Here is a 21,279-nt window from a genome sequence, read left to right as displayed (position 1 = left end):
ATGCGCCGCATCGAATCCCGCATCAATACCCGCTCTGAGGGCTACAAGGCCAATCGCGCGCACAACCTGCGCGTGCGCGAGGAATTCCTGGCGATGATGCACGACGTGCGCCATGTGCGCCCGGAGCGCGACGTCAAGCGCTTGCGCGATCAGGGCAAGCTGCTGGTGCGCGAGCGACTGGAACTGCTGCTCGATCCGGGCACGCCGTTCCTCGAGCTGTCGCCACTGGCAGCCAATCATGCCAAGTATGACGCGCACATCAAGGGCGCGGGTATCGTCTCCGGCATCGGCGTGGTCAACGGCCGCGAAGTGATGGTGCTGGCCAATGACAGCGCCATCAAGGGCGGCGCTGTCTATCCCCTGGGCGCCAGGAAATCGATCCGCGCCCTCAGGATCGCGCTGGAGAACCGCCTGCCAATCGTGCACCTGGTCGACAGCGCGGGGGCCTACCTGCCCATGCAGATGGATATTTTCCATGAGGGCGGCCACATGTTCTACAGCCAATGCCGCCTGTCGGCCGCCGGCGTGGAACAGGTCGCGGTGGCCATGGGCCATTGCACGGCGGGCGGTGCCTACGTGCCGACGCTGTCCGACTATTCGATCATGGTGCGCGGCTCCAGCGGCGTTTTCCTGGGAGGCCCGCCGCTGGTCAAGGCTGCCACCGGCGAGGACATCAGCGCAGCCGAACTGGGTGGTGCCGACGTCCACACACGCATCTCCGGTACGGCAGACTATGCAGTGGACTCGGAGACCCAGGGCATCGCGCTGGCGCGTGAGATCGTCGGCACGCTGCGCCGCCGTCCCAAGCAGGCGGTGGACACCCGCGAGCCGGAGGCGCCCTACTATGATCCGGACGAGCTCTACGGAATCATTCCGGACGACATCAAGAAGCAATTCGACATGCGGGAGGTCATTGCGCGTCTTGTCGATGGCAGTCTGTTCCACGAGTACAAGCCCGACTATGGCACCACGCTGGTATGCGGCTACGCCTATCTGTGGGGCTACAAGATCGGCATCCTGGCCAATAACGGCGTGCTGTTCAGCGAGGCGGCGGAGAAGGCCACCAACTTCATGGAACTGTGCGACCGCGATGGGGTGCCGCTGCTGTTCCTGCACAACATCACCGGCTTCATGATCGGGCGCGACTACGAGCATCGCGGCATCACCAAGGATGGCGCCAAGATGATCATGGTGCAGAGCAACGTGCGCGTGCCCAAGTTCAGCGTGCTCTGCCATGCATCGTTCGGCGCCGGCAACTACGGCATGGCTGGTCGTGGCTACGAGCCGCGCTTCCTGTTCGCGTGGCCGCATTCGCAGTGCGCCACCATGGGCGCAGAGCAGGCAGCCCGCACGCTGTCGCAGATCAGGATCGCGGCGCTGGCGCGCGAGGGGAAGCAGCCGGACCCGGCCGAGATCCAGGCCATCCACGACCAGATCCAGCACGACTACAACCGCAGCAACAGCGTGTACTACCAGACCTCGGAGCTTCGCGACGACGGCGTGCTCGATATGGTCGATACGCGCAATGCGCTGGGGGTGGCGCTTTCCGCTGCGCTCAACGCGCCGTTCGCCGAACGGCAGCAGGGCATCCTCCGCATCTGAGCCGAACGTATAACAAATATCAGGAGACGTCGTGACATCATCACCTTCCCAATTCGCGCTCTCGCCGGAGCAGCGTGAGGTCTACGATCAGGCCTTCCGCTTCGCCAGGGCTGAGCTGGCCCCGCTGTTGCCCCGCATGGATAACGAGGACTGGTATCCCGAGCATCTGATGCCCACGCTCGGTGCCGCCGGCTACCTCGGCATCACCGCACCGCCCGAGTTTGGCGGGTCTGACATGGACCTGTTCTCGGCCGGCATGGTGGCGGAAGCCTTCGGCTACTGGAACGCCAATGCAGGCTTCATCTGGGGGCCGCACGAAAACCTCTGCCTGAACAACATCCTGCGCAATGGCACCGACGCGCAGAAACAGCGCTACCTCCCAAGGCTGTGTTCCGGCGAATGTGTGGGCGCGCTGGCGCTGACGGAGCCAAACGCCGGTTCGGATGCGCTGGGCAGCATGCGCACCACGGCACGGCGCGATGGCGACGATTATGTGCTCAACGGCCGCAAGATGTTCATCTCGAACGGTCCGGTGGCCGACGTCATCCTGGTCTACGCCAAGACCGATCCGGCGCTGGGCGCCAAGGGTATCTCGGCCTTCATCGTGGAAAGAGGATTCCCCGGCTTCAGCGTGGCACAGAAGCTGGTCAAGATGGGCTGGCGCGGTGCCCCCACGGGCGAGCTCGTGTTCGACGAGTGCCGCGTGCCGGCCCGCAACCTGATTGGAGCCGAGAACCAAGGCGTTGCCGTGGTGATGAGTGGACTCGACATCGAGCGGGCCTTCCTGGCCTTGCCGTGTATCGGCTCGGCCCAGCGCTGCCTGGACCTGTCGCTGGAGTATGCCAATACACGCCAGCAGTTCGGCAAGCCGATTGGCGCATTCCAGATGGTGCAGGCGATGCTGGCGGACATGTACGTTGAACTCGAAGCCGCGCGTGCCCTGGCCTACCGTGCGCTGATGGCCTGCAACGAGCTGGAGCGGGGCGGTGGTGGCCGCGGCGATATCCATAAGTTATGCGCGGCCTCCATCCTGCGGGTTGGCGAGATGCTGCTCTCGGTCACCGACAAGGCCGTGCAGATCCATGGCGGTTCTGGCTTCATCTGGGAGACGGAAGTCAATCGCCATTACCGCAATGCCAAGCTCGCCACGATCGGCGGCGGCACCAGCGAGGTGCGGCGCGTAATCATTGCCGAGGAGCTGTTGCGCGCGGCGCGCTGACGGCGGGCCAAGACCCCTACAACTGGAGTTCTTTCCATGACCGTATCTTTCGACTTCACTGGTCGGCACGTCTTTGTCTTCGGCGGCACCACCGGTATCAATCTGGCCATCGCCCACGCCTTTGCGCAACATGGCGCCAACGTGACCGTGGCGAGCCGCAAGCAAGAGAACGTGGACGGCGCGGTGGCGGCGCTGAGCACGCATGGCGCACAAGTGCTTGGGCTGACGGCCGACGTGCGCGACTTCGATGCCGTGGGCAGTGCCTTCACGACGGCCCGCGAGCACTTCGGCAAGATCGATGTGCTGGTTTCCGGCGCCGCTGGAAATTTTCTCGCCGAGGTGAATCAGCTTTCCTCCAATGGCTTCAAGGTGGTGGTCGATATCGATCTCAACGGCACATTTCACGTGATGCGCCAGGCGTTTGCTCACCTCGCCAGCCCGGGCGCTTCGGTCATCAACATCACGGCACCGCAGTCGATCGTTCCGATTCGCTATCAGGCACATGTCTGTGCCGCCAAAGCAGGGGTCGACCAGCTCACGCGAGTGCTTGCGATCGAATGGGGTGGCGCCGGTATCCGTGTCAATGCCATCTCCCCGGGACCGATTGCCGATACCGAGGGGATGCGCCGCCTTGCGCCTCAGGACGATGGGAGCGGTTCCCCGGTGGAGCGCCTGGTCCCGCTCGGCCGGCTTGGCACGGCCGCGGATATCGCCAACCTGGCCATGTTCCTCGCTTCACCTGCGGCGTCCTATATCTCGGGGGCCATCATTCCCTGCGACGGCGGCGGCGCGATCGACAGCGTCAAGCCGATGATCGAGGCGGCGGCAAAGGAACAGATGGCGCACCCGGCAGGCTGAGCTTGCAAGGTATGAGCGACGCGAAAATAAGAGGAGACAATGATGGAAGACTTGCTCGTGTCGGCCGAGAGCCGGCGTATCCGCCGTATCGCCCTCGGCGACGTGCTGTACCGGTCCGCCGCCAAGTTCGGCGCGCGGGTGGCCATTGTGGACGGCGATGACCGCTTGTCCTACCGGGAGCTGGATGACCTCAGCTCGCAATTCGCCCACTATTTGCTCGAGTCGCATCCAGGCCGCGTTCAGGTGGCTACGCTGTGCGCGAACTCGGCCGATATGCTGGTGGCCATCAACGGCATTCACAAGGCAGGCCATGTCTGGGTGCCAATCAATATCCAGCTCGATCCGGCCCAGATCGGCTATATCCTGCGTCATGCGGAAGTCTCGTGCATCGTTGTCGATGAGGCGATCTGCCAGCAGCCAAGGATAGCGGCTTTGCTCGGCGAAATTGCCTTGCCGGTCATCATCGCCTGCACCGACGGCGGGAACGCCGACAGGACGACGCTTGCTACTGCGGCGCTTGGACGCCCGACGGCCTTGCCGGAAGTCGATATCGACAGCCAGCAACCCGCGTTAATCATGTACACGAGCGGTACCACGGGAAACCCAAAAGGCGCGGTCCATTCGCACGCATCGGTGTACAGCGCCATTCTTGCCAATTTATCGACGTTCGCGTTTACCGACGAGGACGTGGTGAGCGGGATATTGCCGTTGTTTCATTGTGGCCAGCATGTGGTCGCAGCCACCGCCTTCGCGGCAGGGTCATGCTTGGTGGTCGCGCGCGGCTTCAGTGCCCCGGCGGTCATCGCGACCATCGCACGGGAAAGGGTTTCCGTACTCGTTGGCCTGCCCATGATGTATGGGGCGATGCTGGCGGATCCCCAGGCATCGATGGCCGCCTTTTCGTCGCTGCGGCTTTGCATTTATGCCATGGCACCCATGCCGCGCTCGCTTGTCAATAGAATCGCCGAGACGATGAGCGCCAACATCATGCTGGTGACGGGCCAGACGGAAATATATCCGGTCACCATGAGCTTCCGCCCGGTTCAGCATCCGCAGCGCGATGCCAATTACTGGGGCGTTTCGACCGCGACCTGCGAAACCGCGATCATGGATGAGGACGGCGAGCTGCTGGCGCCGGGAGAGATCGGCGAAATCGTGCATCGCGGGCCAAACGTGATGCTTGGCTATTTCAAGGATCCTGCGGCCACCGAGGTTGTCCAGAAATTCGGATGGCACCATACCGGCGATCTGGGAATGATCGATGATGGCGGACAGTTGCTGTTCCTCGATCGCAAGAAAGACATGATCAAGACCGGCGGCGAAAACGTTGCCAGCATCAAGGTCGAGTCCACCATTCTTGGTCACCCGGCGGTCGCAGGCGCCGCCGTGGTGGGATTGGCTCATCCCCACTGGAGTGAAGCCATCTGTGCGTTCGTCGTGCTCAAGGCAGGTGCAAGCTGCAGTGAGCAGGAGTTGATCGCCCATTGCCGCGCCAGTCTCGGAAAGTTCGAGGTCCCAAAGGCCGTGAAGTTTATCGACGCACTTCCCCAGACTGCCACCGGAAAGATTCAGAAGCATATTCTGCGGTCGCAGTATGCGGACTGTTTCGCTGCAGAGGTGCGGTGAACAACGGGGGCTCGGGCGGGACGCGCCATTAAGCTATTCGAGGGCTGTCCACCATGCCGTAAGCCTGCTGTGTGAATCTATCAACGGATTTCCTGCTGAGAGCACTTTCAGTCAGGGACATACCACCACATGAGGGGGATGTGAGCATGATTGAACCGATCACCATCGATCGCGTCTGGATGGCACTCAAACGAAATGTGGCTCTGCAACCGGACCGAGCCGCGCTGTTTTACCAGGGACGCGCCATCACCTTTGCAGAGCTTGACCGGGACTCGGATCATCTTGCATGCGGCCTGCTTGACCTGGGCTTCGGCAAGGGTGACCGGCTTGGGATACTTGGCGTTAACCAACCGGAATGGCTGCTGGCGTATCTGGCGGCGGCGAAGATCGGGGCAATTCTGGTCGGGCTCAGCGTGCGCTACCGTGATAGCGAGATCGAATACATCATCAACCATGCGAAGGTGAGGGCGGTCATTGCGCCAGCGGTAGTGGGCGATATGGATTACGTTGCTTACTTCGCCGGCATGGGCGAACGGCTGCCTACCGTGCGTAACTATTTCTTCACGGGAAGTCCCGACCTGGCGGCTGGCCGGCGACTGGAGTCGCTGCTTGCCACCGTGGTGGACCAAGCCAGGATTGGCCGAGCGCAGGAAAACACGGTCCCGGAGGATCCGCTGGTCCTGATCTACACGTCGGGAACCACGGGCCGACCAAAAGGGGCATTGATTACGCACCGCAGTCAGCTGGCCTCGGCAGCGGCGCAATGCAGTCACCTGGGTGCGGGGCCAGACGACCTGATGATGCTTGCCTTGCCGCTCAACCACGTGGGTGGCCTGACCTGCGGCTTCCTTGCGACGCTGTTAGGTGGCGGCACAAGTCTGCTGATTCCGACCTTCAGTCCCAAGCAAGTCGTCGCGGACATGCTGTCATTTCCGCCCACCATCGTTGTCGGCGTGCCGACCATGCACATGTTGCTGCTGCGGGAGGAGGCGCTCGGCCGGCTCGACCAGCAGCGCGTCAGGCTGGTGATCACAGGAGGAGCGAACGCGGACCCTAACCTCTTGCAGCAACTTCAGCAGATGTATCCGCAGGCGAAGGTGATGAATCTCTATGGCTTGTCCGAGACGTCCGGGGCGGCCTTGATGTCGCCATGGGACAGTGATTTTGACGCTACGGTCCGCTCTGTCGGAAAGCCGTTGCCCGGCGTCGAATTGCGGATCGTGACGCCAGATGGGCGTGACGCGGCGACAGGGGAAACCGGAGAGCTGTGGATTCGTGGCGAATTGACCGTTGCTGGATATCTGGATATGCCAGCCGAATCGGCCGCCGCCTTCTCCGATGGGTGGTTACATACAGGGGATCTCGGTTATCGCGACGAAGCGGGGTTCGTGACGCTGATGGGCCGAAGCAAGGAAATGTTCGTGCAGGGCGGCTTCAATGTCTACCCTATCGAAGTCGAGAATGTGCTGTTGCGTCATTCCGACGTGCTGATGGTTGCCGGCATTGGCGTTCCGGATCCAGTGCTTGGGGAAGTGGGCTGTTACTACGTAGTTCCCAGGCCGGGCACGCAACCATCGGCGGAAGCGCTGATCGATTACTGTCGCATGCTCTTGGCCGATTACAAGGTGCCACGCCAGATCTTGTTCCGCAATTCCCTGCCAATGACACCAGCAGGAAAGATCATGAAGGCACAGCTGTTGGTGCCGCCGGCTGCGACCTCCAGTACGTAACGCGCGGGGTACGGCCACGCGGTACTGGATTCGATCCGCGCAGCGCAGCGCCTGACTTCGGCGCTTCTACCCGCTGCCGGGCTGGTTGCCCTCTGGGGCTATTCGGAAGGAGGCATGGCGTCAGGCGCTGCCGCTGATTTGCAGACGAGCTATGCGCCGGAGTTGCAGGTGAAGGGGGCCTATGTCGGTGCCTCCCCGGCCAATCTTCAGCTATTGGCGCCATGCCCGGATGGCAAACCGGCCGCCGGTGTCCTGCTGTACATGGTCAACGGTATGAACGCTGCCTATCCGAAAGCGGGCTTCCTTGACATGCTTAACGCTGCCGGGAGGCAGCGTCCCAGGTGCTTAATGAATGCAGGACCGGACGCTTCTCCAGCACGCCCTCTTGCAAACTTCGACGCTGACCAACGACGGTCGCCCGTCCAGCACATCTGGCCGAGCAACCGCTTGCCTCAACAGTGAATCAGCAATTGGTGGGGCTCGTCGCGCCGACCGTGCCGGTATTCGTCGTGCACTCCCAATTCGACGATATCATGCCATAACCAAGCCGGACGCGATATGGCCGTCAGATGGTGCAACCGTGGCGCGACCGTTCAGTTCACAGCGCTGACGGCACCCCAGCACGTCGCCGCGGTACTTGCGTCGCCCGTCTTGCGAGCCTCGCGCGCACATACGCCAAAATGCCGGCGCCGCGCGCTTGAGCAAGTCGTTCCCCACACTCGGATAGAGCCGCAGCAAGTGATAGGCCGGCGCACAGTCATCCACGCACAGTCTTCCAAACAGAGGAGAGCACCGCTGGGTAGTAAAAGCCGCATGCCCAACGTCGGAGAGAACGGAGGTAGAAATGGGCAGGCGGGGCGAAAGAAGTGTTGGTGAGGCACGCGTAGCGTGGAAGGCCAGAACGCGAGGCCAAGTTGCTATTTTGCGATTCACCGTCGATATCTCTGCTCTACTATTGTTGATCTTTGATGTCCATCGCTTACGAGTACGCCTCCGGAGGAGGCCACATCAGCGCCTCGTCCAATGTGCAGCACAGCGCGAAGGCCTGCTGGCTGAGAGGACGGTGACTTAGGGGGAAGCACTTGCAAGCCCGTCAGGCTTCATACCCATCTGCGTACCCTCCCTTTGTAAGCCTCGTACTCTGCCCCAAATAGAGACGCCAACACACGTTCTTCCGGAATGATTTGGAACCGAGTGATGTAAAGCACGAACACGACAACCCATAGGACAGCGAACGGATTCGCCAGAAACACTGCCCATGCCAACAGGGTAAGCAAGAGCCCGACATACATGGGGTTGCGCGTATAGCGGTACACGCCTCGGATGACCAACGAGGACGCCAAGCTTGCCTTAACCGGGTTCACGGTGGTCTTGGCGCGCCGAAACGCAACCATTCCGGCGATGCTGATGCCTTGGCCGACGCACACCAAAACGACCGCGCAGAGCACGCGGGCCGGATAGGGAATCTGCACAAGGCCCGCGACGGCTGGCGTCAGCCACATAAGAAGCGCCAGGACAAGCGCCACGATGGGGGGAGGAACCTTCAGTTCAAGCACGCTCATATCACTCCATGATGAGGCCTAGCGCCCGGCATGACCCGCCATGCACACACCTGAATGGCGGCAAGTCTTGCGGATCGCGCCCTCGCCGGGATCGCCCTTCTGGCGATAGCCCGCGGCAACCGGAGAAGGGAATCTATCCCCTCAAACCAGCATCGATTGCTGGGCGAAGATACCCGCCATCGCGCCCTGCGATGATGCCAGGGTGACCGAGGGCAACAAGGGCGTGGCGAGGTCGCCGGCGGCGTAGATGCCGGGCATGCTGGTTTGGCGGCGCTCGTCGACCTTGAGGGCGATGCCGACGGGCGTATCCACCGTGGCGAGGCCCAGTGATTCATGCAGGCTTGCGGACGGCTTGTTGCGCGGATGGGCGAACAGGATGTCGACCGCGATATTGCGGCGGGTATCGAGATTGACGGTGGTGATATGGCCCTTGTGATGGGCGATCTCGATGATCCGGCCATCGACGACAGGTATGTTGCGGCGCGCCAGATCGGCCTGGATATCGGGCGGAATGTCGTGACCATCGGCGAAGACAGTCAGCTTGTCGGTCCAATCGTGGAACAGCCTGACAGACTGGTGCGACTGCGGGCCGGACCAGACGAGGCCCCAATGCTGGCCGGCGACTTCAAAGCCGTCGCAATAGGGGCAGGGCACGATGGACGTGCCCCAGCTTTCGGCAAAGCCCGGCACATGAGGCATCTGGTCGGCGACGCCATAGCTCAGGATCAGGCGGCGCGCCCCAAGGCTTTCGCCATCACCAGTGAGGACGGAGAAATCGTCGATGGCGCCGGAGACGCCGTCGGCCCGGGCACTGACCAGCCGGATCGTGGGGTAACGCGCCAGCTGCTGCCGCGCCTCGGCCAGGATGTTCAGCGGTGGCTTGTGATCGTGGCCGAGCAGGCCATGCGAGTGGCCGGCGAAGCGATTGCGCGGCAGGCCGGTATCGAGAACGGTGACCTTGCGGCGGGCGCGGCCGAGCTGCAGGGCGGCGGCGAGGCCGGCGAAGCTGCCGCCGATGATGATGACGTCATTCATGGTGATGGGCTCCGTGTTGTGGATGGAGGGGATGGGCTGGCCCTGGCGCGCAATATCGTCCAGCGTTACGCGCTCGAGACGGGCAGCGGGGCCGGCCCGCGGCTGCGCCAGGAGGAGGAAGTCATGGGTCGAGTGGTTATTGGACTGACATGTACAGTAATGTGGTGCTGATATAGAAAACTGTCAAGTACAATAAATATTCCGCGAGTCCGCCATGCTTGATGACCCGCTGCTCGCGCGGCCCGCCCTGCCCACCGTGGCGGTGATGTTCCTCGTAACCCTGCTCAGCGTGGCGGAGACCTATTTCGTGAGTGCGCTCGGCACGGACGCGATCGCCGCGGCGTCGCTGGTTGTGCCCGTGATTGTGCTGATGGTCCAGTCGATCGTCTGTTGCGTTATGGGGGCTCCTCGGGTTGCCGCCAGTTACTGGACTGTCAAGTTCAATCATGTGGGTGAGCTATAATGAACTGTCAAGTCCACTAAATCTGCCCATGGCCCGCCCCCCTGTTCCCGCTCCCAAGCCCCAACGCGGGCGGCCACGCGATCCCGAGCGCGGCCGGCGCATCCTGGAAGCGGCGCAAAGGCACTTCAACGAGCATGGCCTGGAGCGTGCCAGCGTGGATGCCATCGCCGCGGACGCCGGTGTGTCAAAGATGACCGTGTACAGCAACTTCGGCTCCAAGGAGAGGCTATTCCAGGCGGTCGTGCGTGACAGGACGGCGACGGTGGTGGCTGGCGTCCCGGGCGCTGGGGCGCTGGACCCGGACCAGCCGGAGAAGGCGCTGCTGGCGATCGGCGCCCGGTTTCTCGCACTGGCGCGCGGGGACGACGCCCTGGGCGCGTTGCGCGCTATCTACGGCGTCGCGGGGGCGCAGCCGGAAGCCTGCCTTGCGTTCTACAAGGAAGGCCCGGAGCGTGTGAACGGCGAGCTGGCTGCATACCTGCGCCGCGCCCACTCGGCGGGCACGCTGAAGGTGCGGAACCCGCTTCAGGCAGCGGACCTGTTCCTGTCGATGTTCCTGGGCTCCGGGCACATCCGCGGACTGCTGAAGCTCGAGATGCCGGATTCCCGAGAAAACGGGGCTCTTCTGCGCGAGGCCGTACGGGTCTTCATGGCGGCCTACGGCGCGTAGGCTCCACAATGCGGCCTGAGGTCGCGAGCACGCGGCGGGAAGCGAAAATCTCTGCATGTGCGCGGCTGACCTCGCGATGGCGGGCGGCCTGCTGGCGTAGAACAAAGTAATTCTGGGTCTCCCGCACTTTGTGTTACGGGTCGGCTCGAGGACTTGATTTCGGGCCGATTTTGGCCGTACGTTGATCGTTACCATGAGCCAAGTTCTCGGTGGGATCGATCGTATTCTCGCCCGTGTGGGAAAGCGCTTCGTCTCGAGCGACGCGCAAGGGGTGGCACGTTGTCCTGCCTGCCATCGCTGGAGTAACCGACTCCACGACCGCTATGTGCGCAGATTGGAAAAACGTCCGATGCTCGAGCAGCGGGTCATTCTCGCTATCGAGGTGCGTCGCTTCAAGTGTATGAACACCAACTGCCCTCGTCGTACGTTTGCCGAGAACATCCACGCCTTGGCCGGTCGCCGTTCGTCACACAAATTGCGGAAGACCCATCTCTACTACACTTCACGATGACTGGGCGATTCCCACGGTCACCAATACGGAACGATCATCGTCGATTTGGAGCGAAGTGAGCCGAGCGAAGTGTTTGACGGCAGGGAAGCAACTGCAGTGACCGCGTGGATGCGTGCATACCGATCGATCGAGATCGTCGCCAGGTTTCGGTCGTATGCAGACCTCTGCGGTCGGGCGCTTCAGGGCCTGCAGGTCCAGCAGCCCCTGGACTCGTTGGTTCGAGCCTGCAGCAACCCGCCGCGCCTCCAGACCCGCATGCCACTGAAGTCAGCCTGCGAGCCACCTGGCCGGCACCGTCACCAGCGGCGGAAACAGCACAACATCACGACGAACTCCGCCAGCATGAACGGCAGAACGCCCTTGGTCACCTCATCCATCTTGATGCGTCCCACCCCTGCCACGACATTAAGCACTGTTCCGACCGGCGGCGTGATTAACCCGATGGAATTATTGATTGATGAACAGGACGCCAAAGTAAACCGGATCTATGCCTGCGGCCTTGATCACCGGCATGAGCACGGGTGTCAAGATCAGGATTGTGGGGGTCATGTCCATCGCGGTGCCCACGGCCATGCAAAGCAGCATGATGGCGATGAGCAGCCGCGTCTGGTTACCCATGAAGAGCTCCAGCATGCCGATCACCTTGGTGGGCAAGTCCGCCACCGTAATTAGCCATGCGCTCACCATGGCCGCAGCTACCAGGAACATTACTACTGCCGTCGTCCTGGCTGCTGTCACAAAGATTGCCACGAGCTGGCTAAACCTGAGTTCGCGGTAGACCACTGTCGCCACGAACAGCGCGTACACCGCGGCCACGACGGCGGCTTCGGTTGGCGTGAAAACACCCATGCGCAGGCCCACCAGGATGATCACGGGCAGCATCAGGGCCCAGGTTGAGTCGCGCAGCGCTTTGAGGACTTCGGCACGGGTTTTGCGCGACCGCAGGACTGATCTCCGGCTATCGCGGTTCGCCGCTGGGTGCGTATGACCAGCAGCTTTGGAAGGCATCAAAGCTGCTCGCAGAGCACGACGTGGTGTTCCAGCCAGGATTAAATGAGGATCTCGCCGCCACAGCGCTGTGGGGCGCGCAGATGCATCGTGCGTTCGGTGCCGCCAAGGTCGATGGCGTGTTTGGAATTTGGTACGGCAAGGGTCCTGGTGTGCACCGTACCGGTGACGTGTTCCGCACTGCCAACATGATGGGCACTTCGGCGCTGGGCGGCGTGCTCTCCGTATTGGGGGACGACCATGCTGCGCAGTCGTCGATGTATCCCCATCACACCGATGGGATTTTCCATGCCGCCTCGATGCCGGTGTTGCAGCCAGCCAGCGTGCAAGAGGTGATCGAACTCGGGTTGGCCGGCATCGAGCTGTCGCGATTTTCGGGCTTGTGGGTGGCGCTGAAGACCATTGCGGAAGTGATTGAGACCGCGGCCACGGTCGACTTCAACGCGTTTCCCGTGTTCGTCCAGCCCCATGACTTTGTGCTGCCGCCGCACTCGCTGAACTGGGACCCTGGCATCGCCTGGCCTGCTCAGCGTGCTGAACTCTGAGCGCAGGTTGATCGAGGCTCGGCTACCGGCCGCGCGCGCATGGGCGCGCGCCAACCGGCTGGATCATATCGTTGTCGATGCGCCGCAGCGGCGGCTGGGGCTTATCACGGTGGGCAAGGCCCACCAGGACCTGATGCAAGCGGTACGCGATCTGGGCCTGGTGGAGGACGACCTTGCCACACTCGGCATCTCCATCTACAAAGTCGCCATGAGCTGGCCGCTGGAAACCCAGGGCGCGCTCGCCTTCGCGGCTGGTCATGATGAAGTGTTGGTGATTGAGGAGAAGCGGGCGAACGTCGAGACACAACTAAAGGATGCGCTGTTCCACTGTCGTGCTGAGGCGCGCCCGCGCGTCTGTGGCAAGGTCGACGCGCACGGTGCACCGCTACTTCCCGAGGTATCGGAATTCAACCCCCGTCTCGTGTCACGCGTGCTGCTGGCCCGGATGGCTGCGACTGGCATCGACGCGCCGCGCGTGCGGGACCGGATGGCAGAACTGGAGGCGACGGCAAGACCAGTGCCCGCGGGCGTTATTCCGATCCGCAAACCGTACTTCTGTTCGGGCTGTCCCCACAATAGTTCGACCCGCACGCCGGACGGCTCAGTGAGCGGTGGCGGCATTGGCTGCCACGTGATGGTACTGTCCCAGCCCGATTTGAAGACATCGACCTTCAGTCAGATGGGTGGCGAGGGTGCGCAGTGGATTGGCGCGGCACCGTTCTCGCAGACGCCACACATCTTCCAGAATCTGGGCGACGGCACATACCAGCATTCAGGCCTGCTGGCGATCCGCGCGGCAATTGCCGCCGGCACGCACATCACCTACAAGATCCTCTTCAATGACGCAGTGGCGATGACTGGGGGACAGCCGGCCGAAGGCGCGCCGGATCCGCTGCGCATCACACGCCAATTGCGCGAGGAGGGTGTGGCGCGCATCGCGCTGGTTTCGGACGATCCTACCCGCTGGCAGACCCACGCCGACCTCGCCAAAGGCGTGGAGGTCTTCCACCGTGATGCACTCGACGCCGTGCAACGCGAATTCCGTGCGATTCCGGCAGTCACAGCGATCGTCTACGAGCAAACCTGCGCCGCCGAGAAGCGACGCCGGCGCAAGCGCGGTACGATGCCGGACCCCGACCGTCGTCTCTATATCAACCAGGCCGTCTGCGAGGGATGCGGCGATTGCTCAGTTCAGTCCAACTGTATCGCGGTGGAGCCGGTCGAAACGCTACTCGGCCGCAAGCGTGCCATCAACCAGAGTGCATGCAACAAGGACTTCTCTTGCACCAAGGGATTCTGCCCTAGCTTTGTTGAACTCGAAGGCGCCCGTCTGCGCAAGCCGGACGCCAAGGCGCTGCTGTCACGCGAGGACGCGCTGCTCGCACAGATAGGAGAGCCGGTCATTCCGTCGCTCGAACAGCCCTTCAATATCTACGTGACAGGCATCGGCGGCAGCGGCGTCCTGACCATGGGCGCGCTGCTGGGCGCGGCAGCACATGCTGACGGCCGTGCCGCGACTGTGCCGGACTTCACCGGCCTGGCGCAGAAGAACGGCGCCGTGGTCAGCCAAGTGTAAACGCTGCCGCGCGCCGGACTGGCACGGATTTGACGCAAGCGGCGCAGCGCAGCGCCTGTTCGGGGACACGCTGCCCATGCACACGCTGCTGCTTGGTTATGCGTGGCAGAAAGGTCTCGTGCCGCTGTCGCGCAGCGCGATCGATGGCGCGATCGTGGCCAACGGCGCCGCTGTGCCGCTCAACCAGCGTGCCTTCAACTGGGGACGGATCCGCGCTGAAGGGGGCGAGACTGAGGAGATGGCAGACTCCTCTGCCATGCCAAAAGTTTTGCCACAAACGCTTGATCACGTGATCGCACATCGGGTCCAGGAGCTGACTGCCTACCAGAACGCCGCCTATGCACAGCGCTATCGTGACTTGGTCATGTTGGCTCGCCGGGCGGAAGCCGCTGCCAGGCCGAGGAGTGAGGATTTCGCGATGGCCGTGGCGGTCAACGCCTATCGGCTGATGGCATACAAGGACGAGTACGAAGTGGCGCGCCTGTATTCCGGCGAAGCGTTCCGGGCATCGCTTGCGGCGCAGTTCGCGTCCTCCAGCAAGATGTCGCTGTGGCTGGCCCCGCCACTGCTGTCACGCACCGATCCGGCCACGGGCCGTCCGCGCAAGCGCCGCTTTGGCCCATGGATCTTCCCTGCGCTGGGCTTGTTGGCCCGTCTGCGCGGGCTGTGCGGCACGGCTGCCGATGTATTTGGCTACACAGCGGAGCGCCGCGCCGAACGCGCGCTGGTGGCAGAGTATTTTGATGACATTGGAAAGCTCGTAACGAAGCTGACCGAAAGCTACGACACTGCGTTGGCATTGGCACAGTTGCCGCAGCAAGTCCGTGGTTTCGGACCGGTGAAGGAAGCCGCCATGGATTCGCATCGCAAGCAACGCGAGGAGCTGATGCAGCGCCTTACGATCAACTGGGCAGAATCCGCCGGGCATCGGTTTCATCCTGAATTAATTTCAGCCTTTGAACATTCGAAGCAGGAAATCAAAACATGAAAATCGCGAGCAACGTTTTCGTTGTAACCGGCGGTGGATCCGGTTTGGGCGCAGCGACGGCGAGAATGATCGTCGAAAATGGTGGCAAGGTCGTACTGGCCGACCTTAATGAAGAGTCAGGTGCAGAAGTAGCGGACACACTAGGGCCCAATGCCCCCTTCGTCGCCACGGATGTGACCACAGAATCCAGTGCGAAAGCCGCCGTCGCCGCGGCTGCGGAAAAGGGACCGTTGCGTGGTCTGGTCAATTGCGCCGGCATCGCACCAGCGGAGAAAGTGGTAGGAAAGAGCGGCCCTCATCGGCTGGAGTCTTATGCGCGCACGATCCAGATCAATCTGGTGGGTACATTCAACATGATCCGCCTGGCGGCGCAGGCAATGTCTTCGTCGGAACCAGAAAGCCAGGGGGAACGAGGAGTCATCATTAACACGGCGTCCGTGGCTGCCTACGACGGCCAGATCGGGCAGGCGGCCTACGCTGCCTCAAAGGGTGGCGTCGTGGCGATGACCCTGCCTCTCGCACGTGAGCTTTCCCGCTTCAGCATCCGTGTGATGACAATTGCGCCAGGAATCATGGAAACGCCCATGCTGATGGGCATGCCTGCCGAAGTGCAGGAGTCGCTTGGCAAGATGGTTCCTTTTCCGCCGCGGATGGGACGGCCCGCTGAGTTTGCCAAGCTGGTTGAACAGATCCTGGACATGGCCAAGTGCTGGATCATATGTTCTTTGACGGCTTGGAGGACGCCTACTTCGAAAAAGGGCGTCTTATGGGAGCCTTCGCCGAGGACTGTGCTGACAGCTACGGCTTCACCAGGCAGGAACAGGACGCCTACGCGACCGAGTCCACAATCCGGGCGCAGGATGCCATTAAAGCTGGCAAGTTCGATTGGGAAGTGGTCCCCATATCCATGTCTGGGAAGGCGGGCGACATCGTCGTTCGTCACGACGAGCAACCGCCGAAGGCTCGGATCGACAAAATACCAACTCTAAAGCCTGCGTTCCGCAAGGACGGCACCGTGACGCCGGCGAACTCCAGTTCAATTTCCGACGGTGCTGCCGCACTAGTCATGATGCGCCGCTCTGCTGCAGAGAAGCTAGGTGTCACACCAATCGCGACCATCGTCGGCCACGCTACGTTTGCCCATGAGCCGCGCTTGTTTCCGACGGCACCAGTTGGTGCGACGCGCAGAGTAATGGACAAGGCTCGGTGGTCCGTCGGCGACGTCGATCTTTGGGAGGTCAATGAAGCCTTTGCCGTCGTGGCAATGGCTGCCATGCGCGATCTCAGCCTCGACCACGCGAAGGTGAATGTCCATGGAGGTGCGTGTGCCTTGGGCCACCCCATCGGCGCCTCCGGTGCACGTTTGCTTGTTACGCTGATTGGCGCGTTAAGAGACAGGGGAGAAAAGCGTGGGATCGCCAGTCTCTGCATCGGGGGTGGCGAGGCCACGGCGATGGCGATCGAAATGAACTGATTAGGAGAGCAGAAATGATCCTGACGCAGGAACAAGAGATGATCCGGGAAAGCATGCGCAACTTTGCACAGGAGCGTCTTGCCCCGTACGCGGGTGATTGGGATCGAACCCACACCTTTCCGGCCAAGGCACTACGTGAGCTCGGTGAGTTGGGCGCATTGGGCATGGTAGTACCGGAAGAGTGGGACGGCGCTGGAATGGACTATATGAGTTTGGTCCTGGCAATTGAAGAAATTGCAGCTGGAGACGGCGCCACGTCGACGATTGTCAGCGTACAGAATTCGCTCGCTTGTGGCATCACGCTGAAGTATGGCTCGGATGAACAGAAGGAAACGTGGCTTAAACCCCTTGCGCGTGGAGATAAGCTAGGCTGTTTTTGCTTGACAGAACCGCACACCGGCTCCGACGCGTCCGCGCTTCGCACGACTGCCGTGCGGGATGGCGATCACTGGATAATCAACGGAGTCAAGCAGTTCATCACCACGGGCAAGTATGCCGATGTGGCGATCGTATTTGCGGTGACAAATAAGTCAGCTGCCAAGAAGGGAATCTCATGCTTCCTCGTGCCGACTACCACACCCGGGTATATCGTCGCGCGTGTGGAGGAGAAGATGGGCCAACACGCGTCCGATACGGCCCAAATTCTCTTCGAGAACTGTCGCGTGCCGGCGAGCGCGATGATGGGTGCTGAGGGCGAGGGCTACAAAATCGCACTTTCCAACTTTGAGGCGGGTCGCATCGGCATTGCTGCCCAGTCCATAGGCATGGCCCGGGCAGAGCTTGATGCTGCAGTGTCCTACGCCAAGGACCGGGAGACATTTGGCAAGCCAATCATTGCGCACCAGGCGGTGGGGTTCAGGTTGGCGGACATGGCGACCCAACTCGATGCGGCTCGCTTGATGGTTTGGCGAGCGGCCATCCTTAAGGATGCTGGAAAGCCGTGCCTGAAGGAGGCATCAATGGCAAAGATGTTCGCTTCTGAAGTTGCAGAGAAGGTCTGCTCGGATGCCATTCAGATTCATGGTGGCTACGGCTATGTCTCTGATTTTCCGGTCGAACGCATCTATCGAGACGTGAGGGTGTGCCAAATCTACGAAGGCGCCAATGACATTCAACGTATCGTGATCGCTCGTGCCATCCAGGAGTAGATGGCGGCTCCGTGCACCTCGGCCGTTATTGTCGGAGCGCTGAAGTACCACCATCCTGTCAGTGGATGATCGGAGTCTGGCTTAAGCGCCCGACATGCGTTTGGATGCGATCCCAGCGGCAGTGCTGTCCTGATAGATGATCGGCTGCGTGTCGGGGTCCACGCCTAGCTGCGTGAGGTCGGCGATCACGCGTTCGGCGTCATCGGTGATGCTGGGCGCGTTCGGACTGTCTTTCTTGTCGATGATCCACACACGCCACTGATCGCGGCCCAATCTGTAGCTGGCTCGGTTCATGATCGGGGCGGGCGTCATGGCGTCGCGGCGAGGGGTCGGCACATGGGCGTGTCTTCGACCGGCAGGCGGCCTGCGTCCCGACGCGGCAGTCGCGGCCTCGTCTGATTTGCGGCGGATCAGCGATGCATCCTAGACTTCGAATCCGGACCGTAAGGTGCTGATCTTATGGAACCATAGGTCGAACGCCTGCCAGTCGGTACAGAATAATGCGTCGATTCAGCTTTGGACTAAAAGCCGTCAAGCATGGCGCCTCCTCCGATCGTCGTGGTGTCGGTGAGCACTATTAGCGCGTATGGAGGATCGCGCCGTGGAGATGAAAACAATAGCGCTACCTTGCGGAATAGGCCACCAGAGATCTCAGATAAGCGTGACGTCATCGATCGCCAGATCGCCCACCAGCATGTAGCCCGGCGCATGCGTGATACACAGTGGCAGTCGCGCCTGCATGGCCGCGGCCTGTGGCGTCACGCCGCAACCCCAGAAGACTGGGATCTCGCCTGGCAGGATGGCGGTGGGCTCGCCTTCATCGGGACGGTCGATGTCCGTAATGCCGATCGCCAAGGGATCGCCGGCGTGCACCGGTTTGCCGTGCGCAGCCGGCATCGTGGCACAGATTTCGCTGGCGCGTGCGGCCTGATCGGGCGGATAGGGACGCATCGATACCACCATTGGCCCGTTGAACGGCCCCACCGGTGTGGTTTCGATGCTGGTGCGGTACATCGGCACGACCTTGCCTTCATCGACATGTCGTACCGCCAGGCCCGCGCGCTGCAGTGCATCTTCGAAGGACAGCGAACATCCCAGCACGAAGCCGACGAAGTCATCGCGCCACAATGCGCTGATGTCGTCGCACTCTCCGGCCAGTTTGCCATCACGCCAGACCCGGTAGCGCGGTAGGTCGGTGCGCAGATCGATGTCCTCGCCTAGCTCCGGCACCAGTGGCGAGCCCGGCTCGGTCATGCCGATCAGCGGGCAAGGCACGCGGTTGGCACGGCAATAGCCGAGGAAATCATCGGCCCACTGGCGTGGCAGGATCATCAGGTTGCCCTGCACGCAGCCGGGCGCCATGCCGGCTGTGTGCCCGCGCCACGCGCCGCTGCGAATGGCGGCGCGCGCGCCGGCGGGGCTGGCTGCCCAGTCGGGCATCGCAACGGTGGTGTCACGCATGCCGTTCGCTCCTGGTTGGGGTCGCATTACCGCAGGGCCTCGCGCGCGGTTTCCCTGACGCCCAGCAGCCCAAGCAATGCGATGACCGAGCCGCCAATCAGCAGGTACGCAGGCGAGAGCAGGTTGCCGGTGGCGCCGATCAGTGCGGTGGCCACGTATGGCGTCACGCCGCCGCCGAGGATCGCGCCGAGGTTGAAGCTGAAGGCCATGCCCGAATAGCGCACGCGGGTCGGGAACTGCTCTGCGTAGGTGGGATAGCCGACCGACTGCACGATCGGCATCGGCAGCGCCACGATCAGCATGGCGAGGAAGGCCAGGCCGATGCTTTGCTGGTCCATCAGCATCATCATCGGCACCACCAGCACGGTGTAGCCCACAAAGCCGATGGCGAGCACCTTGCGCCGGCCGAGGCGGTCTGACAGGCCGCCCCAGAACGGCATCAGCACCGCCATCGTGAGGCTGACCAAGGCCATGATCCAGTAGACGGTGGTCTTGTCGTACTTGAGGTATGTCGTCATGTAGATGTTCATGAACACCAGGCCCACCCAGTAGCCCACGTTTTGTCCGAAGGACAGCACCAGCACCTTGAGCACGGCGGGCGTGTGCAGGCTGAAGACTTCCTTCAGCGGTGCCTTGGGGGGTTCGCTGTGTTGCTGGAACTGCTGGAACGCCACCGATTCTTCCACGCGCTTGCGCACGAGGAACGAGATCATCACCATCGGGATTGCGCTCAGGAACGGGATGCGCCAGCCCCATGCGGTCATGGCTTCGCTACCGAGGATGTAGCTGGTCAGGCCGCACACGGTTGCCGCCAGCGCGCCGCCGATGGCAACGCCCACTGGCGTGAACGCGCCAAAGAAGCCGCGCCTGCCGGCCGGCGCCGATTCGGCCACGTACGCGGCCGCACCCGTGACTTCGCCGCCGGCGAAGAAGCCTTGCACCAGCCGGATCAGCAGGAGCAACAGGGGGGCCGCAAGGCCCGCGCTCGCGGCAACGGGCAGTACGCCGATGGCGGCGGTGGCCACGCCCATGCCGATCACGGTCACCAGCAGCACGGCGCGGCGGCCGATGCGGTCGCCGAGGCGGCCCAGCACGATGCCGCCGATCGGGCGCATCAGGAAGGCACTGCCGAATACTGCCAGGATCGCCAGCAGCGATGCAGTGGCGTTGTTGCTCGGAAAGAACAGTGGCCCGATGGTGGCGGCCAGGTAGCCATAGATGCCGAACTCGTAATACTCGATCGCGGTGCCGGCAGCGGCGGCCACTGCGGCCTTGCGTGCCACGGCGACATCGCCGCTCGCGGGGGCCGGGGTGTGGGCTAAGGTTGGGGCGGCAGCAGGAGCCGAGGCGGCACCATCCGGCAGCGGCAGGGTGGAAGTGGGGGCGTTAGACATGATCACGTTTCCAGAAGCAGGGTGAAAGAAGCCACGCCGGCTGCTGGTGGCAGCCCGCGGGTCCCAGGGGTCTGAGCATGAATACCCGGTACGCTGCGCCGCCGTCATTGCGGCTGCGTACCTGTTGTTGTTAATGGACTGTTTGTTTTATCAGTGCAGTCCTTGTTGAATTCACAGCGTTAATGCACGCCTGGAAGCTCTGATTTTTATTCAGCAACAAGCGTGCCAGTAGAAATCAACTTGCGAAAATCCTTGGAAATAAACGTGACTTGTCCTGGTCGGTAATGACCATGCATTTTTCTGTCTCCTTTTATTTGGCAGCGCCAGCATGAACTGACTGGGTGCATGCCGTGTTCCCTTGCGGGGCATGGCATGCACTGTTGTCGTCGTATTACTGTCTGTTCATTTT

The 21,279-nt window shown here is 62.2% G+C and carries 18 protein-coding genes and 3 pseudogenes; 15 read left to right on the top strand and 6 right to left on the bottom strand.

Translation table 11 applies throughout. The features are described from left to right. The 6 genes from AB1I47_RS24270 to AB1I47_RS24245 all read left to right on the top strand — a co-directional run bounded on the left by AB1I47_RS24270 (position 1) and on the right by AB1I47_RS24245 (position 7,497). Complete coding sequence (locus tag AB1I47_RS24270; RefSeq protein WP_354686275.1) at positions 1-1,602, top strand: acyl-CoA carboxylase subunit beta; 1,602 nt, start codon at positions 1-3, stop codon at positions 1,600-1,602. A gap of 31 nt (positions 1,603-1,633) precedes the next feature. Next, the gene (locus tag AB1I47_RS24265; RefSeq protein ID WP_354686260.1) at positions 1,634-2,821 is read left to right on the top strand and encodes an acyl-CoA dehydrogenase family protein; all 1,188 of its coding nucleotides are present in this window, start codon (positions 1,634-1,636) and stop codon (positions 2,819-2,821) included. Between the two features lie 36 nt (positions 2,822-2,857). Next, the gene (locus AB1I47_RS24260) at positions 2,858-3,679 is read left to right on the top strand and encodes an SDR family oxidoreductase (protein ID WP_354686259.1); all 822 of its coding nucleotides are present in this window, start codon (positions 2,858-2,860) and stop codon (positions 3,677-3,679) included. Between the two features lie 42 nt (positions 3,680-3,721). Next, positions 3,722-5,305 carry a class I adenylate-forming enzyme family protein gene (locus AB1I47_RS24255; protein WP_354686258.1) on the top strand — a complete coding sequence of 528 codons (1,584 nt, stop codon included), beginning with the start codon at positions 3,722-3,724 and terminating at the stop codon, positions 5,303-5,305. Positions 5,306-5,451: 146 nt separating this feature from the next. Beyond that, the gene (locus AB1I47_RS24250; protein WP_354686257.1) at positions 5,452-7,035 is read left to right on the top strand and encodes a class I adenylate-forming enzyme family protein; all 1,584 of its coding nucleotides are present in this window, start codon (positions 5,452-5,454) and stop codon (positions 7,033-7,035) included. A gap of 24 nt (positions 7,036-7,059) precedes the next feature. Next, positions 7,060-7,497 carry a lipase family protein gene (locus AB1I47_RS24245; protein ID WP_354686274.1) on the top strand — a complete coding sequence of 146 codons (438 nt, stop codon included), beginning with the start codon at positions 7,060-7,062 and terminating at the stop codon, positions 7,495-7,497. Positions 7,498-8,135: 638 nt separating this feature from the next. Here the strand turns inward: AB1I47_RS24245 and AB1I47_RS24240 are convergent. Continuing rightward, positions 8,136-8,597: a methyltransferase family protein gene (locus tag AB1I47_RS24240; RefSeq protein WP_354686256.1), complete on the bottom strand. Its 462-nt coding sequence runs from the start codon at positions 8,595-8,597 to the stop codon at positions 8,136-8,138. Between the two features lie 141 nt (positions 8,598-8,738). Further along, positions 8,739-9,632 (bottom strand): NAD(P)/FAD-dependent oxidoreductase, encoded by an 894-nt coding sequence (locus AB1I47_RS24235; RefSeq protein WP_354686255.1) that lies wholly within the window; start codon positions 9,630-9,632, stop codon positions 8,739-8,741. Positions 9,633-9,846: 214 nt separating this feature from the next. On the opposite strand from AB1I47_RS24235, the gene AB1I47_RS24230 reads away from it, so the two are divergent. The 3 genes from AB1I47_RS24230 to AB1I47_RS24220 all read left to right on the top strand — a co-directional run bounded on the left by AB1I47_RS24230 (position 9,847) and on the right by AB1I47_RS24220 (position 11,276). Then, a complete protein-coding gene (locus AB1I47_RS24230; protein WP_354686254.1) occupies positions 9,847-10,095 on the top strand; it encodes a hypothetical protein in 249 nt (82 codons plus the stop codon). After that, positions 10,079-10,765 carry a TetR/AcrR family transcriptional regulator gene (locus AB1I47_RS24225; protein ID WP_354686253.1) on the top strand — a complete coding sequence of 229 codons (687 nt, stop codon included), beginning with the start codon at positions 10,079-10,081 and terminating at the stop codon, positions 10,763-10,765. Before AB1I47_RS24230 ends, AB1I47_RS24225 begins: the two co-directional genes overlap by 17 nt. Positions 10,766-10,958: 193 nt before the next feature. Continuing rightward, positions 10,959-11,276 (top strand): transposase family protein, encoded by a 318-nt coding sequence (locus tag AB1I47_RS24220; protein ID WP_354686252.1) that lies wholly within the window; start codon positions 10,959-10,961, stop codon positions 11,274-11,276. 267 nt (positions 11,277-11,543) lie between these two features. Here AB1I47_RS24220 and AB1I47_RS24215 read toward each other — a convergent pair. Next, positions 11,544-12,212: pseudogene (locus tag AB1I47_RS24215) on the bottom strand (TRAP transporter large permease subunit); the annotation flags it as partial. Between the two features lie 95 nt (positions 12,213-12,307). Between AB1I47_RS24215 and AB1I47_RS24210 the strand changes: the two are divergent. The 6 genes and pseudogenes from AB1I47_RS24210 to AB1I47_RS24185 all read left to right on the top strand — a co-directional run bounded on the left by AB1I47_RS24210 (position 12,308) and on the right by AB1I47_RS24185 (position 18,015). Next, complete coding sequence (locus tag AB1I47_RS24210) at positions 12,308-12,829, top strand: hypothetical protein (RefSeq protein ID WP_354686251.1); 522 nt, start codon at positions 12,308-12,310, stop codon at positions 12,827-12,829. Beyond that, positions 12,816-14,405, top strand: coding sequence for a thiamine pyrophosphate-dependent enzyme (locus AB1I47_RS24205; RefSeq protein WP_354686250.1), 1,590 nt, complete (start codon positions 12,816-12,818; stop codon positions 14,403-14,405). The genes AB1I47_RS24210 and AB1I47_RS24205 overlap by 14 nt, the downstream gene beginning before the upstream one ends. Before the next feature lie 76 nt (positions 14,406-14,481). Next, complete coding sequence (locus AB1I47_RS24200; RefSeq protein WP_354686249.1) at positions 14,482-15,393, top strand: DUF6537 domain-containing protein; 912 nt, start codon at positions 14,482-14,484, stop codon at positions 15,391-15,393. After that, a pseudogene (locus AB1I47_RS24195) lies at positions 15,390-16,091 on the top strand (SDR family NAD(P)-dependent oxidoreductase); the annotation flags it as partial. The gene AB1I47_RS24200 and the pseudogene AB1I47_RS24195, both read left to right, overlap by 4 nt. Next, a pseudogene (locus tag AB1I47_RS24190) lies at positions 16,088-16,867 on the top strand (acetyl-CoA C-acyltransferase); the annotation flags it as partial. The pseudogenes AB1I47_RS24195 and AB1I47_RS24190, both read left to right, overlap by 4 nt. A 14-nt stretch (positions 16,868-16,881) precedes the next feature. Further along, a complete protein-coding gene (locus tag AB1I47_RS24185) occupies positions 16,882-18,015 on the top strand; it encodes an acyl-CoA dehydrogenase (RefSeq protein ID WP_354686248.1) in 1,134 nt (377 codons plus the stop codon). A gap of 81 nt (positions 18,016-18,096) precedes the next feature. Here the strand turns inward: AB1I47_RS24185 and AB1I47_RS24180 are convergent, their stop codons facing one another. The 3 genes from AB1I47_RS24180 to AB1I47_RS24170 form a co-directional block, all read right to left on the bottom strand. Next, entirely contained in the window at positions 18,097-18,327 is a 231-nt protein-coding gene (locus tag AB1I47_RS24180; protein WP_354686247.1) for a hypothetical protein, read from the bottom strand. A gap of 339 nt (positions 18,328-18,666) precedes the next feature. After that, a complete protein-coding gene (locus tag AB1I47_RS24175) occupies positions 18,667-19,476 on the bottom strand; it encodes a putative hydro-lyase (protein ID WP_354686246.1) in 810 nt (269 codons plus the stop codon). A gap of 26 nt (positions 19,477-19,502) precedes the next feature. Continuing rightward, entirely contained in the window at positions 19,503-20,870 is a 1,368-nt protein-coding gene (locus AB1I47_RS24170) for an MFS transporter (protein ID WP_354686245.1), read from the bottom strand. Positions 20,871-21,279: the final 409 nt, after the last annotated feature.

The sequence above is a fragment of the Cupriavidus necator genome (assembly GCF_040578825.1).
Taxonomy (GTDB): Bacteria; Pseudomonadota; Gammaproteobacteria; order Burkholderiales; family Burkholderiaceae; genus Cupriavidus; species Cupriavidus necator_E.
The sequence above is the reverse complement of the archived record's forward strand: the minus strand, read 5'-3'. Positions and strand labels throughout refer to the sequence as shown.

Coding starts and splice junctions, on each gene's coding strand:
- AB1I47_RS24270 (WP_354686275.1), top strand. CDS start 1: ATGCGCCGCATCGAATCCCGCATCAATACCCGCTCTGAGGGCTACAAG.
- AB1I47_RS24260 (WP_354686259.1), top strand. CDS start 2,858: ATGACCGTATCTTTCGACTTCACTGGTCGGCACGTCTTTGTCTTCGGC.
- AB1I47_RS24255 (WP_354686258.1), top strand. CDS start 3,722: ATGGAAGACTTGCTCGTGTCGGCCGAGAGCCGGCGTATCCGCCGTATC.
- AB1I47_RS24250 (WP_354686257.1), top strand. CDS start 5,452: ATGATTGAACCGATCACCATCGATCGCGTCTGGATGGCACTCAAACGA.
- AB1I47_RS24240 (WP_354686256.1), bottom strand. CDS start 8,597: ATGAGCGTGCTTGAACTGAAGGTTCCTCCCCCCATCGTGGCGCTTGTC.
- AB1I47_RS24235 (WP_354686255.1), bottom strand. CDS start 9,632: ATGAATGACGTCATCATCATCGGCGGCAGCTTCGCCGGCCTCGCCGCC.
- AB1I47_RS24230 (WP_354686254.1), top strand. CDS start 9,847: ATGCTTGATGACCCGCTGCTCGCGCGGCCCGCCCTGCCCACCGTGGCG.
- AB1I47_RS24225 (WP_354686253.1), top strand. CDS start 10,079: ATGTGGGTGAGCTATAATGAACTGTCAAGTCCACTAAATCTGCCCATG.
- AB1I47_RS24220 (WP_354686252.1), top strand. CDS start 10,959: ATGAGCCAAGTTCTCGGTGGGATCGATCGTATTCTCGCCCGTGTGGGA.
- AB1I47_RS24200 (WP_354686249.1), top strand. CDS start 14,482: ATGCACACGCTGCTGCTTGGTTATGCGTGGCAGAAAGGTCTCGTGCCG.
- AB1I47_RS24185 (WP_354686248.1), top strand. CDS start 16,882: ATGATCCTGACGCAGGAACAAGAGATGATCCGGGAAAGCATGCGCAAC.
- AB1I47_RS24180 (WP_354686247.1), bottom strand. CDS start 18,327: ATGACGCCCGCCCCGATCATGAACCGAGCCAGCTACAGATTGGGCCGC.
- AB1I47_RS24175 (WP_354686246.1), bottom strand. CDS start 19,476: ATGCGTGACACCACCGTTGCGATGCCCGACTGGGCAGCCAGCCCCGCC.
- AB1I47_RS24170 (WP_354686245.1), bottom strand. CDS start 20,870: ATGTCTAACGCCCCCACTTCCACCCTGCCGCTGCCGGATGGTGCCGCC.